The sequence below is a fragment of the Streptomyces physcomitrii genome (assembly GCF_012273655.1).
Taxonomy (GTDB): Bacteria; Actinomycetota; Actinomycetes; order Streptomycetales; family Streptomycetaceae; genus Streptomyces; species Streptomyces physcomitrii.
This window is the reverse complement of record NZ_JAAWWP010000025.1, coordinates 51,010-65,792: the sequence shown is the minus strand read 5'-3', so window position 1 is coordinate 65,792 and position 14,783 is coordinate 51,010. Positions and strand designations below refer to the sequence as shown.

Here is a 14,783-nt window from a genome sequence, read left to right as displayed (position 1 = left end):
GTCCGCGCCGGGCGGCGGCGCCGCACGCTCGGCGCCCCGGGCTCCGCCCCGGCCCGGCGGAGGGCGCGCAGGCACCCGAGCGCGCTCGCAGACGCGCCGATACGCTTCTCCGCGCTCCTCCGCGAGCCCCCTGCCTGTGGATAACTCCTGCCCTGTCCCCGCCGCCCCCTATCGTTGCCTGCGTGGGCCGGAAAGCCGCCCACGACAGCAGCGCGGGCGCCGCAGGAGCGGCCGCGCGGCGTGAAGCAGACGGGTGGGATCGGGCAGCATGACGGACACGGCACGGCACGGGACGGGCCCCGAGCAGGAGGCGCCCCCGGCGGAGGGCACCGAAGCGGAATCCGGGGCGGTGTCCCCGAAGGCCCCGGCGGAAGCCCCTGACGGCACCCCCGCCGAGGGCGCCCCGGAGAGCGGCCCCGCGGGGAGTACGGCGGACAGCCCCGCCCTCGGCACCCTGCGCCGCGTCTTCGGATACGAGGCCTTCCGCGGGGAGCAGGAGGCCGTCATCGAGCATGTGGTCGGCGGCGGCGACGCGGTCGTGCTCATGCCCACCGGCGGCGGCAAATCCCTCTGCTACCAGATCCCGGCGCTGGTCCGCCCCGGCACCGGGGTGGTTGTCTCCCCGCTGATCGCGCTCATGCAGGACCAGGTCGACGCCCTGCGCGCGCTCGGCGTCCGCGCCGGGTTCATGAACTCCACCCAGGACTTCGAGGAACGCCGCCTGGTCGAGGCCGAGTTCCTCGCCGGGGAACTCGACCTCCTCTACCTCGCCCCCGAGCGCCTCCGCCTCGACACCACCCTCGACCTGCTCGGCCGCGGGGACATCTCCGTCTTCGCCATCGACGAGGCGCACTGCGTCGCCCAGTGGGGCCACGACTTCCGGCCCGACTACCTGGCCCTCGCGGTGCTCGGCGAGCGCTGGCCCGGGGTCCCGCGCATCGCGCTCACGGCCACCGCCACCCGGGCCACCCACCAGGAGATCACCCAGCGGCTCGACATGCCCGGGGCCCGGCACTTCGAGGCCAGCTTCGACCGGCCCAACATCCAGTACCGCATCGTCCCCAAGGCCGACCCGAAGAAGCAGCTGCTCTCCTTCCTGCGCACCGAGCACCCGGGCGAAGCGGGAATCGTCTACTGCCTCTCGCGCAACTCGGTGGAGAAGACCGCCGAGTTCCTGAACCGCAACGGCGTCGAGGCCGTCCCGTACCACGCGGGCCTGGACGCCCGGGTGCGCGCCGATCACCAGGCCCGGTTCCTCCGTGAGGAGGGGCTCGTCGTGGTCGCCACCATCGCCTTCGGAATGGGCATCGACAAACCCGACGTACGCTTCGTCGCCCACCTCGACCTGCCCAAGTCCGTCGAGGGCTACTACCAGGAGACCGGCCGCGCGGGCCGCGACGGACTGCCCTCCACCGCGTGGATGGCCTACGGCCTCCAGGACGTCGTCCAGCAGCGCAAGCTCATCCAGATGGGAGAGGGCGACGAGGCCTTCCGGCGCCGCGCGGGCGCCCATCTCGACGCCATGCTCGCCCTCTGCGAGACCGCCCAGTGCCGGCGCGGCCAGCTCCTGATGTACTTCGGCCAGGAACCGGGCACCACCGGCTGCGGCAACTGCGACACCTGCCTCACCCCGCCGGAGACCTGGGACGGCACCGTCGCCGCGCAGAAGGCTCTCTCGACGGTGGTCCGGCTGAAGCGGGAGCGCAACCAGAAGTTCGGCGCCGGTCAGATCATCGACATCCTGCTCGGCCGCAGGACCGCGAAGGTGATCCAGTTCGACCACGACCAGCTCTCCGTCTTCGGTATCGGGGAGGAACTCGCAGAGGCCGAATGGCGGGGCGTGGTACGCCAGTTGCTGGCCCAGGGCCTCCTCGCGGTCGAGGGCGAGTACGGCACCCTGGTCCTGACCGAGGCCAGCGGCACGGTCCTGCGCAGGGAGCGCGAGGTCCCCCTGCGCAAGGAGGCGAAGATCCCCACCGCCCGCGCGGGCGGCGGCGCCTCGGGCGGCTCGCGCGGCGAACGCAGGCAGAAGGCGGCGGCCGCCGCGGCGGAGCTGCCCGCCGAACTCCAGCCGGTCTTCGAGGCACTGCGGACCTGGCGCGGCCAGCAGGCCAAGGAACAGGGCGTCCCCGCCTACGTGATCTTCCACGACGCCACCCTGCGCGAGATCGCCACCCTCCAGCCCACCTCGGTACGCGAACTCGGCGGCATCAGCGGCATCGGTGAGAAGAAGCTGGCCACCTGGGGCGAGGGCGTGCTGGAGGTGCTGGAGTCGCTCGGCGCCACCGGGGGCGGCGAAGGCACCGGTGATGCCGGAGCCGGTGGCAGTGGCGGGGCGGCCGGTGCCGGAGCCCCCGGTGCCGGGCGGGGCGCGGCAGGAGGAGCTGGCGGGGCGAAGGCCTCGGAGGAGGCCCTGTTCTCGGAGGAGGAGCCGCCCGAGGAGGAGTGGGGCTGGGAGCCGCCGGACGAGGGGTGAGGCCGTGCCCGCCTGCCCCGGGACGAGGCCGCCCTGCTGTCCCGGGGTAGCCCGCCCCACGGTCCCGGGGCTCGGCGTCGCCCTGCCCGGCGCCCTCCTGCCCGGCGCCGCCCTGCCGTCAGTGGCCCCCGGCGAAGGGGACGGCGTCCGCCGGTGAGGTGTGCCAGTTGGTGACGATCGGGTCGTCGACGGTGAGGGTGCCGGTCTTCAGGGCGACCGGGTCGGTCCTGTCGTCCTTGCTCACCGCGACGATGATCTCCTCCAGTTCCTTGCCGCCGTCCCGGTTGGTGGTCTTGGGGTTCACCCCGGCGTAGGCGACCGTGCCGCCGCTCAGCTTCACGGGCTCGCCCACGGACTGCTCGGCCGGCCCCGCCTCCGTACCGTCGGACCCGAAGGCCACCACCGGCAGCTGAGCCGGGAGTGTGCAGGCGATCCCCGGCCTGGCCTTCACCGAGAGGAGGATGTAGCCCCCGGCCTGGGTCTTGGACGTGGCGTGCCAGGTCAGGTCGTTGGCGCCGCAGACCTGCCCGTAGCCGCCCTTGTCACCGCCCCCGCTCCCGCTGCCACCGGAGTCGGAGGAGCCGTCGCCGCCCCCGGAGGCGCCACCGGTCGAGCCCTCGCTCCCCGCGGAGGTGCCCTGCGAGCCGGAGCCCTCGCCGGAGCCGTCCGCCCCGCTGTCGCCGTCCCGCCCCGTGTCCGCGGACTGCCCGGCACCGTGTGAGGACGAGGACGAGGACGAGGTCGAGGTGTCCTCGTCCCCGTCGCAGGCGGTCAGTGAGAAGACGGCTGCCACGGCCGTGGCCGCCAGTGCGGTCGTGCGGATGAGGTTCTTGCGCATGGGTGGTCTCCCCCGTGGTGGTCGGACTGCCGACGCCCCTGAGCGGTGCGAGGCACCCGCCCGGCCGGCCTCTCGGCCCGTCGGCGGGAACAAGACTCCCGGCGGCCCACCCACCCCGCAATGATCTCTGTCCGAGCAGGGACACTGGAACGCTGAGACCGCCTCCCACCTGCGCCGATGCGGCATCGCTGGAATGCCTGCCTGGGACGGGCGCTGAAGGATCCGGAGACAAGGCGCGAGATCCGAGGACGTGAGGCGGGGCGGCAGCGGGATGGCCCCGACCGGAAGCCTCACGGGGTCGTCGCGACCGGGGTCCTCACAGCGCCGTGAGGATGCGCGGGCCCTTGTCGGTGACGGCGATGGTGTGCTCGATGTGGGCCGCACGGCTGCCGTCGGCGGTGTGCAGGGTCCAGCCGTCCGGGGCGGTGCGGTAGGCGTGGCCGCCGCCGGACATGAGCATGGGCTCGATGGCGAGGGTCAGGCCGTGCCGGAGCGGGAAGCCGCGGCCGGGGCGGCCCTGGTTGGGCACATGCGGGTCCTCGTGCATCCGGCGGCCGATGCCGTGGCCGCCGAAGTCCAGCGGCATCCCGCAGCCCGCCGCCTCGGCGACGCGATGGACGGCGTGCCCGATGTCCCCGATGCGGTTGCCCACGGTGGCGGCGGCGATCCCCGCCTCCAGGGCCTGCCGGGTGGACTCGATGAGGGCGAGGTCCTCGGGCCGGGGCGTGCCGACGACGAAGCTGACGGCGGCGTCGCCGGTCCAGCCGTCGAGGGTGGCCCCGCAGTCGATGCTGAGCAGGTCGCCGTCCCGGAGGCGGTAGGTGCTCGGGATGCCGTGCACCAGCGCGTCGTTGACCGAGGTGCACAGGACACCGGGGAAGGGGGTCGGCGCGAAGGAGGGCCGGTAGCCGAGGAAGGGCGAGGTGGCTCCGGCCGCCTCGATGGCCTCGCGGGCGGCCCCGTCCAGCTCGCGCAGGCTCACTCCCACGCCCGCCGCCTTGCGCGCGGCCTCCAGTGCCTGCGCCACCACGCGCCCCGCCTCGCGCATCGCGTCCATCGAGGCATCGGTCTTGATCTCCACCATCTTCGGAACCCGCCCGTCGATCCAATTCTTGTACCGGTATAGATATCACGGTACAGGTATCACGGTATAGCTATAACGGTCGGGGCGGTATTAGTATCCGGACCATGGTGCGAACCCCTTTGACCCCCTGGGAGCGGCAGCGCGGCGAGCGTTTCGGTGACCTGCTGCGCCGGGCGCGCGGTGACCGGAGCATGGTCGAGGTCGCGGCCGCCGCCGGGGTCTCCGCGGAGACCCTGCGCAAGATCGAGACGGGCCGCGCGCCCACCCCCGCCTTCTTCACCGTGGCCGCGCTGGCCGCCGCCCTGGAGGTCTCGCTCGACGCGCTCGCCACGGCCTGCGCCGAGGAGAGCGCCCCAGCCGAGGAGGAGCCTCTGACGGCCTGAGCCGCCAAGGCCCTTGCGCCGCCGGGCAGTTCGCCCACGCGTCCCCGGCCGCTCTCCCGCGCTGCTCGGCCGCTCAGCCCCCGCTGAACTCCACCGGCGGCAGGATCGCCTGGGCGTCCGCCCCCGCGCCCACCCAGAGCCCGATCACGAAGGCGGCGGTCGCTTCGAGGAGCCGCGCGCGGGGGAGTCCGCCGCCGTCGACGGGCGTGCAGCCCAGGTCCCGTACGAGAGCGGCGACCCGCGCGACCGCCTCCGGCTCGTCGCCGCACAGGGGGACGGACAGCGCGCGGCCCGCGAAGACCGGCGGGGTCAGCCGCCAGACATCGGCATGGCAGAGGTTGAAGGCCTTGACCACCTGCGCCCCGGGCGCCTCCGCGGCCAGCCGCTCGGCCGTCGAAGGGCTCCCGGTGGTTCCGAGGGTGAAGCCGGGGCCGAGGTCGTTGGTGCAGTCGATGAGGGTACGACCGCGCAGGGTCCCCGCCCCCGCGCCGACGGCGGCCAGTACGCCGGGCGCGCTCGCGGCCGGCACGGCGAGCAGGACGGCGTCCCCGAAGGGCCCGGCCTCCGTCAACGGGCCGTGGGCGACGGGCGGACGGGAACCGGTGGCGGGCCCGCCCAGCCTCCTGGCGAGCGCCGAGGCCTTGCCCGGATCGCGCCCGAGTACGGTCAACTCGTGGCCCGCGCGGGCCCATTGAGTGCCCAGGGCCTCGGCCATGGTGCCGGTGCCGAGCAGGGTCAGATGCATGGGACGCTCCGAAAGCAGTGCGGATGAGGGGCGGTTGCCGCAGGGCCCGGTGCCCGGCGACCGTGCCGACGACCCTAGGAATCCCGAAGGAAACCGATCGGTACCCGCACCCCACGCGACACTGGGACCATGGCCCGCACCCCCGACACCCGCACCCCCGACACCCGCACCCCCGAAGCCGCCCCCGCCCCCACTCCTGCCTCCGCCACTGCATCCGGCTCCGCCCCCACTCCCGGCCCCGGCCTCGACCCCGCCCCCACCCCCGACGCCTTCCTCGCCGACTGCCGTGCGCGTCAGGCCTTCGACCTCCTGCTCAACACCTGGAACCCGGTCGTCCTCTGGGCGCTGCGGCAGGGCCCCCTGCGGCACGGCGCGCTGCGCACCCGGATCGGCGGCATCAGCGCGAAGGTGCTGACCGAGACCCTGCGCAGACTGGAACACCACGGTCTGGTCTCCCGCACCACCCACCCCGCGGCACCGCCCCGCGTCGAGTACGGGCTCACCGACCTCGGCCGCACCCTCCTGGACCCCATTGACTCCTTCGGCCGCTGGGCCTTCACCCACGGGGACGCACTCCTGCGGGCTCAGGACGAGGCGAACTCCGCCTGAGCGCAATTCACTTGCCTGCCCGCACCGCTCAACTCCCGCTCAGGAGCGCCCTGGTGAGGACCATCGGCGCCTCCGTCCCCCGCCCCCATCAAACCCACCGCCCCGCATACGCCCGTACGTCCGCGTCCGGGTCGCGCAGCACCGTCGACAGGGCCCGGCGGGCGGCCTCCTGGGACGGGGCGTGGCGGCCGAGGGCGAGGACGGCGGCCTTGCGGACGTCGGCGTTCGGGTCGGTGAGGGCGGTGGCCAGCGCGGTGAGGGCGGCCGGGGAGGCGGCGGCGCCGAGGGCTCCGGCGGCGCCCGCCCGTACCTGCCAGGCGGGGTCCGCGAGCGCGCCGACGGCCCGGGCGGCGAGCGGTTCGGGGCAGCCGGTCGCGCCCAGGGCGGCGAGGGCGGCGGCGCGGACCAGGTGGTCGGGGTCGCCGAGCAGGGCGGTCAGCACCTCGCGTACGGCCGCCGCCGCGGTGGCCGCGCCCGCCGGGGTCCCGGATCCGGCCCGCACGGTGTCCACGGCGGCCAGGCCCTTGGCCACCGTCACCCGTACCTCGCGGGCGGGGTCGCCCGCCGCGACCGCGAGGGAGTCCACGGCGTCCACGGAGACGAGGGCCCGTACCGCCTCGACGCGCACGGCGGTCTCCGCGTCGTCGAGCGACCCGGCGAAGAGCTCGGACCCGGCGAGGCGCAGGGCCCGCAGGACGTCGAGGGCGGCGGCCCGTACCGCGGTGTCGGGGGAGGCGAGGGCGGTCAACAGGCCGCCGCGCAGGGCGGGTTCAGGGGGCAGAGTCTCGACGACCTCACGCAGGGAGGAGGCCGCCGCGCCGCGCACCCCGGGGTCCGGGTCGGCGAGGGCGGCGGCCAGGGCGGGGCCGGTGCCCTCCGGCGCCGTCTCGGTCAGGGTCGCCACCGCCGCCTTGCGGACGGCCGGGTCGGGGTCGGCCAAGTACACCGCCAGCGCGTCGAGTTGTGGCTGCTCCTCGGCGAGCGCCACCACCCGCAGCAGACGCTCCCGCGCCGCCGGGGCACCGGCCTCCTGTCCGTCCGGGACCCCGGCCGTCTCCCCAACGGGCCCGCGCACAGCCGCACTTGAGGAGAGCGACGGATCATCCCCGGCGGGCGCGGGAGACGGCGTCTCCTCTCCCGCGATCGCCACCGGCTGCCCCGCCACCGCGCCCAGGTGGCGGGAGGGTCCGCCGACCGGAGTGAACTCCTCGACCGGCACCACATAGGGAGCCACCGGCCTGGCCGTGAACTCCATCGTCCCCTCGGGGGACTTGCGCAGGTCGAGGTGGTGGAGCCAGTCCTCGTCGTCGCGGGCGGGGTGGTCGAGGCGTTCGTGGTAGAGGCCCCAGCGGGACTCGGTGCGGGCCAGGGAGGCGCGGGCGGCCATCTCGGCGCAGTCGCGGATGAAGCTCACCTCGGCGCAGCGCATCAGCTCGTGCGGGGTCGTCGCGCCCATCCGCGCCAGGTCGGCGCGCATCCGCTGGAAGTGCTCCAGGGCCAGCGAGAGGCGGGCGCCGGTCTTCGGCGGGGCGACGTAGTCGTTCACGAACCGGCGCAGCTTGTACTCGACCTGCGGCTGCGGCGGCCCGCCCGGGTTGCGCAGCGGCCGGTAGATCAGCTCGTGCGCGGCGGCCAGTTGATCTGCGGGCAACTCCCCTTCGTAGGCCGGGTACTTGGCGGCGTCCAGGCCCGCGAGGTCGCCGTAGACGAAGGCGCCGATCATGTAGTTGTGCGGTACGCAGGCGAGGTCGCCGGCCGCGTAGAGGCGCGGCACCGTGGTCCGGGCGTGCTCGTCGACCCGGACCCCGGAGGCCGAGTGGCCGCCGCACAGGCCGATCTCGGAGATGTGCATCTCGATGTCATGGGTGCGGTAGTCGTGGCCGCGGCCGCTGTGGAAGGTGCCGCGGGTGGGGCGCTCGGTGGTGTGCAGAATCCCTTCGAGGGCGCTCACCGACTCCTCGGGCAGATGGCTCAGCTTCAGATACACCGGCCCCCGGTCGGAGGCGACCTCGGCGGCGAACTCGGCCATCATCTGCCCCGACCAGTAGTCCGAGTCCACGAAGCGCTCGCCGTGCCGGTTGACCTGGTAGCCGCCGAAGGGGTTGGCGACATAGGCGCAGGCGGGGCCGTTGTAGTCCTTGATCAGCGGATTGATCTGGAAGCACTCGATGCCGGTCAGCTCGGCACCCGCGTGGTAGGCCATCGCATAGCCGTCGCCCGCGTTGGTGGGGTTCTCGTAGGTGCCGTACAGATAGCCGCTCGCGGGCAGCCCGAGCCGTCCGCAGGCCCCGGTGGCGAGGACGACGGCGCCCGCGCGGATCGTGACGAAGGCGCCGGTGCGGGTGTGGAAGGCGGCGGCGCCCACGGCCCGGCCGTCCGCGGTGAGCACCCGCACCGGCATGACACGGTTCTCGATACGGATCCGCTCGCGCATCTCGCGCCGCCGCAACTGCCGGTAGAGGACCTTCTTGACGTCCTTGCCCTCCGGCATCGGCAGCACATACGAGCCGGAGCGGTGCACTTGGCGCACCGCGTACTCGCCGTGCTCGTCCTTCTCGAACTTCACCCCGTACGACTCCAGGCGCCGCACCATGCCGTAGCCGCGCTCGGCGGTCTGGCGCACCGTGCGCTGGTCGACGATGCCGTCGTTGGCGCGGGTGATCTCGGCGACGTAGTCCTCGGGTTCGGCGCGGCCGGGGATGACGGCGTTGTTGACCCCGTCCATGCCCATCGCCAGCGCACCCGAGTGCCGTACGTGCGCCTTCTCCAACAGCAGGACGTCCGCGCCCTGTTCGGCCGCGGTGAGCGCGGCCATGGTGCCTGCCGTGCCCCCGCCGATGACGAGGACGCCGCAGGAGAGCTCCTCGGCGGAACCGGGCGGGGGGATCTCCATGGGGGTGCCTTTCGGTGCAACAGGGTTGGGGGCGGGCGTACTTGGGGCGTGCGTGCTGCGGAGGCGGTGGTCAGCCCGTGGTCAGGGCGCCCAGCACCTCGCGGCGCAGGGCCCGGGTCGCCGCCGCCTCGCGGGCGGTGCGGTCCCGGGGGTGCGGCACCTCCCGGGTGCCGAGCAGGGCGCCCTCGCCGAGGAGGGCCACCCGGTCGCCGAGGAAGAGGGCCTCGTCGACGTCGTGGGTGACGAAGACGACCGTGGCGCGGGTGTCGCGCAGGACCTCGACCAGGAGATCCTGCATACCGGCGCGGGTCTGCACATCCAGGGCGCCGAAGGGCTCGTCCATCAGGACCGCCCGGGGCGCGCCCGCCAACGCTCGGGCCAGCTGGGCCCGTTGGCGCTGCCCGCCCGAGACGCGGTGCGGCAACTGCCCGGCCCACTCGCCGAGTCCGACCCGGCCGAGCCAGCGCGCGGCCTCGGCGCGGCGCTGAGTGCGCGTCACCTTCTGCACGGCCAGCGGGAGTTCGACATTGCCCCGCAGGGTGCGCCAGGGGAGCAGCGCGTCCTCCTGGAAGACCAGGGCGCGGTCGGCGGCGGGTCCCGTCACCGGTTCGCCGTCCGCGGTGGCCCGCCCGCCGAGGGGCGCCAGCAGCCCGGCGAAGGTGCGCAGCAGCGTCGACTTGCCGCAGCCGGACGGCCCGACCACGGTGAGGAGCTGCCCGGCCGGTACCTCCAGGGAGACGCCGTGCAGCGCCGGGTGCCCGGGGCGGCCGAGGGTGGCCCCCTCCAGCGCGAGCCGCGCCCCGGGGGTAGGGGGACCGGCGGCGGGGCGGTGGGGCGCGGGCGTACGGGGGAGTGCGTTCACGGCTGTTTCCCTTCGCCCGATGCCGCGGGGACCGGCACGGCCGCGCCGCGTACGGCAGGGGCCTGCCGGTCCTCCGGCGCCGGTCCGTTCCGGCGTGCCCGCCCCCGGCTCCCGGCCGGGCCCGTCACCGCGGGCCGCGCCGGTTCGCGGCCCGGCAGCCACCGGGTCACCCGGCGTCCGGCGCTCTCCACCGCGGTCGAGGTCAGCCGGCCGAGGACCCCGATGGTGACCATGCCGACCAGGACCCCCGGGTAGTCGACCACCGTGTAGTCCTGCCACGTCCGGTACCCGACCCCGTACTCGCCGGAGATCATCTCCGCGGAGATCACGCAGATCCAGGAGACCCCGATACCGACCGAGAGCCCGCCGAAGATGCCGGGCAGCGCGCCCGGCAGCAGCACCGAGACCAGGACCCGGGCCCGGCCGCCGCCCATGGTGCGCACCGCCTCCTCCCACACCGGGGACAGGGCGCGCACCGCGTGGCGGGTGGAGACCATCACCGGGAAGAAGGCGGCGGTGCAGGTGATGAAGACGATGCCCTGCTCATTGCTCGGGAACAGCAGGATCGCCACCGGCACCAGGGCGATCGCGGGGATCGGCCGCACCACTTCGAGCAGCGGCCCGAGCAGGTCCTCCACCAGGCGGGAGCGGGCGATCGCGGTGCCCGCGGCGACCCCGAGCACCGCGGCCAGGGCGAAGCCGAGGACGATCCGGGTGACGCTGTCGGTGAGGTCCTGCCAGTAGGCGTCGGTACCGAGACGCGTCCCGAAGGCCCGGGCGACATCCGTCACCGTCGGGAACTGCGCGAATCTCAGCCAGAGTTCGACATCCCGGGCGGTGAGGAACTGCCACAGCCCCAGCGCCCCCGCCAGCGAGAGCGCCCGCAGCGCGTACCGCCTCATGTCCCCTCACCCGCCGCCGACTTGACCGCCTCGGCATACGAGATCCGGTGCGCGCCGGGGTGGCCGGCGAGGTAGGTCTTCGCCGCCGAGGGAGTGACGAAGGCGGCGAACTCCCGTTGTGCCGCGCCGCCTTGGGGCTTCGGTCCGCGGACCCACACCGCCTTGTCCGCGAACCAGGGGGTGCCCGTCACCCCGTCCGGCACATAGGCGGCCCGCACCTTGTCGGGCCCGGCCGTGGCGATCGCCCGCAGCAGCGCGCCCGGGTCGGCGAAGCTCCGGGTCCGGTCGGCGCCGCGCTCCCACAGCTCGCTCCGCGCGGCCGGGGCCGAGGCGGCGAGCTGCCGGGCGTACGGGGCCGTGCCGAGGGCGCGCTTCAGATAACGGTCGTCGACGAAGCCGTCCACGTCCACCTCGCCCACCAGCTTCGCCGACTTCAGTACCGGTACGTCCTTCTTCAGGGCGGACACCAGCGGGGGCTTGAGGGTGGGATCGAAGGTGGCGATGCCGTGCGCGCCGTTGTAGAGGTAGACCACCTCGGCCGGGAGCCCGGTCGCGGCGGCCACCTTCTCGGCCGCCGCGACGGGATGCGCACGCAGGTAACTCGTCGCCGTGTGCTGCGCCTTGAGGAAGGCCTCCAGCGCGGCGGAGTGCCCTTCGGCGAAGTCCTCGCGGGCGGTGACCCCGTGGAAGGTGGGCAGCTTCAGCGCGGCACCGTCGTACAGGGCGCGCGCCTTGCCCTGGTGGACCAGCAGCCCCGGCCAGGCCACGAACTGCGAGAGGGCGTCCGCACTGCCCGCCTCCAGGGCCGAAGCACCCACCGCGGGCTGCTGGTTGAGCTTGCGGATGTCCTGGTCCGGGTCGAGTCCGGCACGCCGGAGCGCCCGTACGAGAGTGCCGTCCGCGGCCGAGCCGATGCTCGTGGAGACCTTGCGGCCCTTGAGGTCCGCGAGATCCTGGAGTCCCGAACCGGGCTTGCTCACCACGGTGTTGAGGCCGCCGCGCAGGTTGTAGCCGGTCACCGAGACGAGCTTGGTGGGGCGGTCCAGCTGCTTGCCGCGGGCGGCGTTGAGGAGCAGCGGGTAGTCGCCCATCGAGCCGATGTCGATCTTCCCCGCGGTCATCTGCGCGGTGATCGGCGCCCCGGTCGCGTAGTCCTGCCACTTCACCTGGTACGTCCTGCCGTCCCGTCTGCCGAGCGCGCGCAGCTCCTTCTCGAAGGCGCCCAGCGAGCGCAGCAGCGTCCCGGCGGTGACGGTGTTGATCGTCTTGGACTGGTAGCCGACCGTGACGGTGACCGTGGACCCGTCCCCGCCGCCGGTGGATCCGCATCCGGCGAGCGGCACCAACAGCGCGGCGCAGCAGAGGAGTTGGGGCAGCGGGGTGGCGCGGAGGGCGCCGCGGGCGGGGGTGCGGGCGCGTTTCGGGCGGTGCCGGGCCCCGGTGTGCGGGTGTCCGGTCCCGGTGTGCGGGTGGCTGGTCTCGTCGTGCATGGCAGGGGGCCTCTCACCGGAGCAGATAGGGCATGTCGACCGTGACGGCTCCGGTGGGACAGCGGGCCGCGCACGGGCCGCAGTACCAGCACTCGTCCACGTGCATATAGGCCTTGCCGCTCTCCTCGTGGATGGCGAGGGAGTCGAGGGGGCACATGTCCACGCACAGCGTGCAGCCGTCGATGCACTTCGACTCGTCGATGGTCACGGGCACATCGGCCCGTTGGGGTGCCAAGGGCATGGCTGACTCCAGGGGGAGGGGAGGAGGGGCGGAATTCCGGGAAGGGAGCGCGGGACCGGCGTACGAGCGCGGGAGCCGGGCGTACGGAACGAGGGCGTGCGGAACGGGGCTGTACGCGTGCGGAGTTGGCATGGAACGCGGTGGCGGTGGGCGCGGCCGGTTCGGGTCCGGCAGCCGGTTCGGGTCTAGGGGGTGTGGGGCCGGGTCCCCGGCTGGGCCGGGGGCTCGGTCTCGGTCCGGGTCCGGGTTCGTGGCCGGGTCTGTGAGCGGGTGTCGGCGGTCCGGTGCAGCAGTCCGCTCATGGCGATGCGGTCGCCCCGGAAGCGGATGAACTCCAGGTCCACGGGCCGCCCGTCGGCGAGATGGGTGAGGCGTTCGAGCATCAGCACCGCCGCACCGCGCGGCGCCCCGAGCACGGCCGCCGAGTGGGCGTCCGCGGTGACCGCCTCCAGGGTGATCTCGGCGTGCCCGAGCGACTGCCCGGTCAGCGCCTCGAGGAGGCGGAAGACATCGGTGTTCTCCAGGTCGGCGCCGAGCAGCCCGCTGCCGAGGTCGAGCGGCAGATAGGTGAGGTCGAGGGAGAGCGGGACACCGCCGAGGCTGCGCAGCCGTTCGATGTACAGGACCTCGGCGCCCGCGGGCAGACCCAGCCGCTCGGCGACCGGGGCGGGCGCGGTGACCGGCTGGACGGTGCGGACCTCGTTGGTCACCCTGCCCTGTTCGTGCAGCGTCTCGCCGAGCCCGCGCAGCCGCTCCAGGCCGTGGGTGCACTTCTCGGCCACGACCACGGTGCCCACCCCGGGCAGCCGCTCGACCAGCCCCTCGGCACGCAGCAGCCCGAGCGCCTGGCGCACCGTGTTGCGGCTGGCGCCGTAGTCCCCGGCGAGGGCCGCCTCGTGCGGCAGCGTCCCGTCCGGGAAGCCGCCGCTCAGGACCTGGCGGCGCAGCAGGTCGGCGAGTTGCCGGGCCCGGTCCGCACGCAGCCGCCGCCGGTGCGCGGCGACGGTTCGCGCCCCGGCTCCGGCGTGCTCGCGGATGCGTTCGGCTGACATGCCAAGGACCCTAGCCAGGCCCGCCCGCCCGGGGTGTTGCCGCAGTATTGCGCCACCCCCGCCCCGTGCCCGACCGCCTCTGACCTGCGCATTTCCGCCCGCCGCGGCAAGATCTGCCAGTACCGCGCCGCCCGGTGTCCGCACTGTGGACGCCAGGCGGCGCGGGCCGCCGGACGCGCGTCCCCTACGGCCGCGCCCCTCCTCGGCAGGTCCGCCCGCCGTACGGCACGCTCGTCCCGTACGGGCGCGTACCGCCTCGGCAGCTCCGCGCGCCCTTCCGAAACCCCCGGGTGGCGGCCGGGAAGACGTACCCGCGCGGCCCGGGGGAGTGAGACGCTGAGCGGGCGGCCCGCCCGGGCCCGCGACTGTTCCCGCCGACCGCCCCGCGTCCGCCCGCCCGCGGACGGCCCGCCGTCCGCGTACGGCCCCGGTGCGGCCGCGCGCACCCACGGGAGGTCCAGTGCCACGTCCGGTCACCATCGTCACCGGCGGCAGCCGCGGAATCGGTGCCGCCGTCTGCGTCCGCCTGGCCGCCGAGGGCCACGATCTGGTCCTCGGCTACCGCACCGACGGCTGGGCCGCCGAGGAGACGGCCGCGGCGGTACGGGCGGCCGGCGTGCGCTGCCTGCCCGTCCGGGTGGATGTCGCCGAAGAGGCGGAAGTGGAGCGGCTGTTCGACCGGGCGGCCGCCGAACTCGGCCCGGTCACCGGCCTGGTGAACAACGCCGGGGTCACCGGCCCGCTCGGCCCGCTCGCCAAGGCCGAGACCGCCGGTCTGCGGCGCGTCCTCGACGTCAACATCCTCGGCACACTGCTCAGTTGCCGCCGCGCCGCCCAGGACATGACCGCGAACGGCGGCGGTGCCATCGTCAACATCTCCTCCGCCGCGGCCACCCTCGGCAGCCCCGGCGAGTACGTCCACTACGCCGCCGCCAAGGCCGCCGTCGACACCCTCACCCTCGGCCTCGCCAAGGAACTCGGCCCCGAGGGCATCCGCGTCAACGCCGTCGCCCCCGGTGTCGTCAACACCGGCATCCACGCCGAGATGGGCGACGCCGACCGCCCCGCCCGGGTCGCCCGCGACACCCCGCTGCGCCGCCCCGGCGAACCCGAGGAGATCGCCGCCGCCGTCGCCTGGCTCCTCTCCGAGGACGCCTCCTACGCGACGGGGACGGTGGTACGGGTGGCCGGGGGGCGGTGAGGGCGGT

The 14,783-nt window shown here is 74.5% G+C and carries 13 protein-coding genes; 4 read left to right on the top strand and 9 right to left on the bottom strand.

What is annotated here, in order from left to right; all coding sequences use genetic code 11:
- The first annotated feature begins 268 nt into the window (after positions 1–268).
- On the top strand, positions 269–2,476 hold the full coding sequence (gene recQ / locus HFV08_RS28115; RefSeq protein ID WP_168543264.1) for a DNA helicase RecQ: 2,208 nt from the start codon (positions 269–271) through the stop codon (positions 2,474–2,476).
- A gap of 118 nt (positions 2,477–2,594) precedes the next feature.
- On the opposite strand, the gene HFV08_RS28110 is transcribed toward recQ, so the two are convergent.
- Both HFV08_RS28110 and map read right to left on the bottom strand, forming a co-directional pair.
- On the bottom strand, positions 2,595–3,314 hold the full coding sequence (locus HFV08_RS28110) for a DUF4232 domain-containing protein (RefSeq protein WP_168543263.1): 720 nt from the start codon (positions 3,312–3,314) through the stop codon (positions 2,595–2,597).
- Positions 3,315–3,630: 316 nt separating this feature from the next.
- Positions 3,631–4,398, bottom strand: coding sequence for a type I methionyl aminopeptidase (map, locus tag HFV08_RS28105; protein ID WP_168543262.1), 768 nt, complete (start codon positions 4,396–4,398; stop codon positions 3,631–3,633).
- A 104-nt stretch (positions 4,399–4,502) separates the two neighbouring features.
- Here map and HFV08_RS28100 point away from each other — a divergent pair, with 104 nt between their 5' ends.
- The gene (locus tag HFV08_RS28100; protein ID WP_168543261.1) at positions 4,503–4,781 is read left to right on the top strand and encodes a helix-turn-helix domain-containing protein; all 279 of its coding nucleotides are present in this window, start codon (positions 4,503–4,505) and stop codon (positions 4,779–4,781) included.
- A 73-nt stretch (positions 4,782–4,854) separates the two neighbouring features.
- Here HFV08_RS28100 and HFV08_RS28095 read toward each other — a convergent pair whose 3' ends face one another.
- Positions 4,855–5,526, bottom strand: coding sequence for an NADPH-dependent F420 reductase (locus HFV08_RS28095; RefSeq protein ID WP_168543260.1), 672 nt, complete (start codon positions 5,524–5,526; stop codon positions 4,855–4,857).
- A gap of 309 nt (positions 5,527–5,835) precedes the next feature.
- Between HFV08_RS28095 and HFV08_RS31950 the strand changes: the two genes are divergently transcribed.
- Positions 5,836–6,135: a winged helix-turn-helix transcriptional regulator gene (locus HFV08_RS31950; protein ID WP_246342138.1), complete on the top strand. Its 300-nt coding sequence runs from the start codon at positions 5,836–5,838 to the stop codon at positions 6,133–6,135.
- An 88-nt stretch (positions 6,136–6,223) separates the two neighbouring features.
- On the opposite strand, the gene HFV08_RS28085 is transcribed toward HFV08_RS31950, so the two are convergent.
- The 6 genes from HFV08_RS28085 to HFV08_RS28060 form a co-directional block, all read right to left on the bottom strand.
- The gene (locus HFV08_RS28085; protein WP_168543258.1) at positions 6,224–9,028 is read right to left on the bottom strand and encodes a fumarate reductase/succinate dehydrogenase flavoprotein subunit; all 2,805 of its coding nucleotides are present in this window, start codon (positions 9,026–9,028) and stop codon (positions 6,224–6,226) included.
- 70 nt (positions 9,029–9,098) lie between these two features.
- Positions 9,099–9,890, bottom strand: coding sequence for an ABC transporter ATP-binding protein (locus HFV08_RS28080; protein WP_168543257.1), 792 nt, complete (start codon positions 9,888–9,890; stop codon positions 9,099–9,101).
- Positions 9,887–10,792 carry an ABC transporter permease gene (locus HFV08_RS28075; protein WP_168543256.1) on the bottom strand — a complete coding sequence of 302 codons (906 nt, stop codon included), beginning with the start codon at positions 10,790–10,792 and terminating at the stop codon, positions 9,887–9,889. The genes HFV08_RS28080 and HFV08_RS28075 overlap by 4 nt, the downstream gene beginning before the upstream one ends.
- Complete coding sequence (locus HFV08_RS28070) at positions 10,789–12,282, bottom strand: ABC transporter substrate-binding protein (protein ID WP_168543255.1); 1,494 nt, start codon at positions 12,280–12,282, stop codon at positions 10,789–10,791. The genes HFV08_RS28075 and HFV08_RS28070 overlap by 4 nt, the downstream gene beginning before the upstream one ends.
- A 13-nt stretch (positions 12,283–12,295) precedes the next feature.
- The gene (locus HFV08_RS28065) at positions 12,296–12,523 is read right to left on the bottom strand and encodes a 4Fe-4S dicluster domain-containing protein (protein ID WP_168543254.1); all 228 of its coding nucleotides are present in this window, start codon (positions 12,521–12,523) and stop codon (positions 12,296–12,298) included.
- Positions 12,524–12,708: 185 nt separating this feature from the next.
- Positions 12,709–13,575, bottom strand: a complete 867-nt coding sequence (locus tag HFV08_RS28060) for a GntR family transcriptional regulator (RefSeq protein WP_168543253.1) — start codon at positions 13,573–13,575, stop codon at positions 12,709–12,711.
- 460 nt (positions 13,576–14,035) lie between these two features.
- Here HFV08_RS28060 and HFV08_RS28055 point away from each other — a divergent pair, with 460 nt between their 5' ends.
- Positions 14,036–14,776: an SDR family NAD(P)-dependent oxidoreductase gene (locus HFV08_RS28055; RefSeq protein ID WP_168543252.1), complete on the top strand. Its 741-nt coding sequence runs from the start codon at positions 14,036–14,038 to the stop codon at positions 14,774–14,776.
- The last annotated feature ends 7 nt before the right edge of the window (positions 14,777–14,783 follow it).

What these genes read in the sequence shown, in the direction of transcription:
- HFV08_RS28085 (WP_168543258.1), bottom strand. Translation starts at nt 9,028, where the DNA reads ATGGAGATCCCCCCGCCCGGTTCCGCCGAGGAGCTCTCCTGCGGCGTC.
- HFV08_RS28095 (WP_168543260.1), bottom strand. Translation starts at nt 5,526, where the DNA reads ATGCATCTGACCCTGCTCGGCACCGGCACCATGGCCGAGGCCCTGGGC.
- recQ (WP_168543264.1), top strand. Translation starts at nt 269, where the DNA reads ATGACGGACACGGCACGGCACGGGACGGGCCCCGAGCAGGAGGCGCCC.
- HFV08_RS28070 (WP_168543255.1), bottom strand. Translation starts at nt 12,282, where the DNA reads ATGCACGACGAGACCAGCCACCCGCACACCGGGACCGGACACCCGCAC.
- HFV08_RS28060 (WP_168543253.1), bottom strand. Translation starts at nt 13,575, where the DNA reads ATGTCAGCCGAACGCATCCGCGAGCACGCCGGAGCCGGGGCGCGAACC.
- HFV08_RS28100 (WP_168543261.1), top strand. Translation starts at nt 4,503, where the DNA reads ATGGTGCGAACCCCTTTGACCCCCTGGGAGCGGCAGCGCGGCGAGCGT.
- HFV08_RS28110 (WP_168543263.1), bottom strand. Translation starts at nt 3,314, where the DNA reads ATGCGCAAGAACCTCATCCGCACGACCGCACTGGCGGCCACGGCCGTG.
- HFV08_RS28065 (WP_168543254.1), bottom strand. Translation starts at nt 12,523, where the DNA reads ATGCCCTTGGCACCCCAACGGGCCGATGTGCCCGTGACCATCGACGAG.
- HFV08_RS28075 (WP_168543256.1), bottom strand. Translation starts at nt 10,792, where the DNA reads ATGAGGCGGTACGCGCTGCGGGCGCTCTCGCTGGCGGGGGCGCTGGGG.
- map (WP_168543262.1), bottom strand. Translation starts at nt 4,398, where the DNA reads ATGGTGGAGATCAAGACCGATGCCTCGATGGACGCGATGCGCGAGGCG.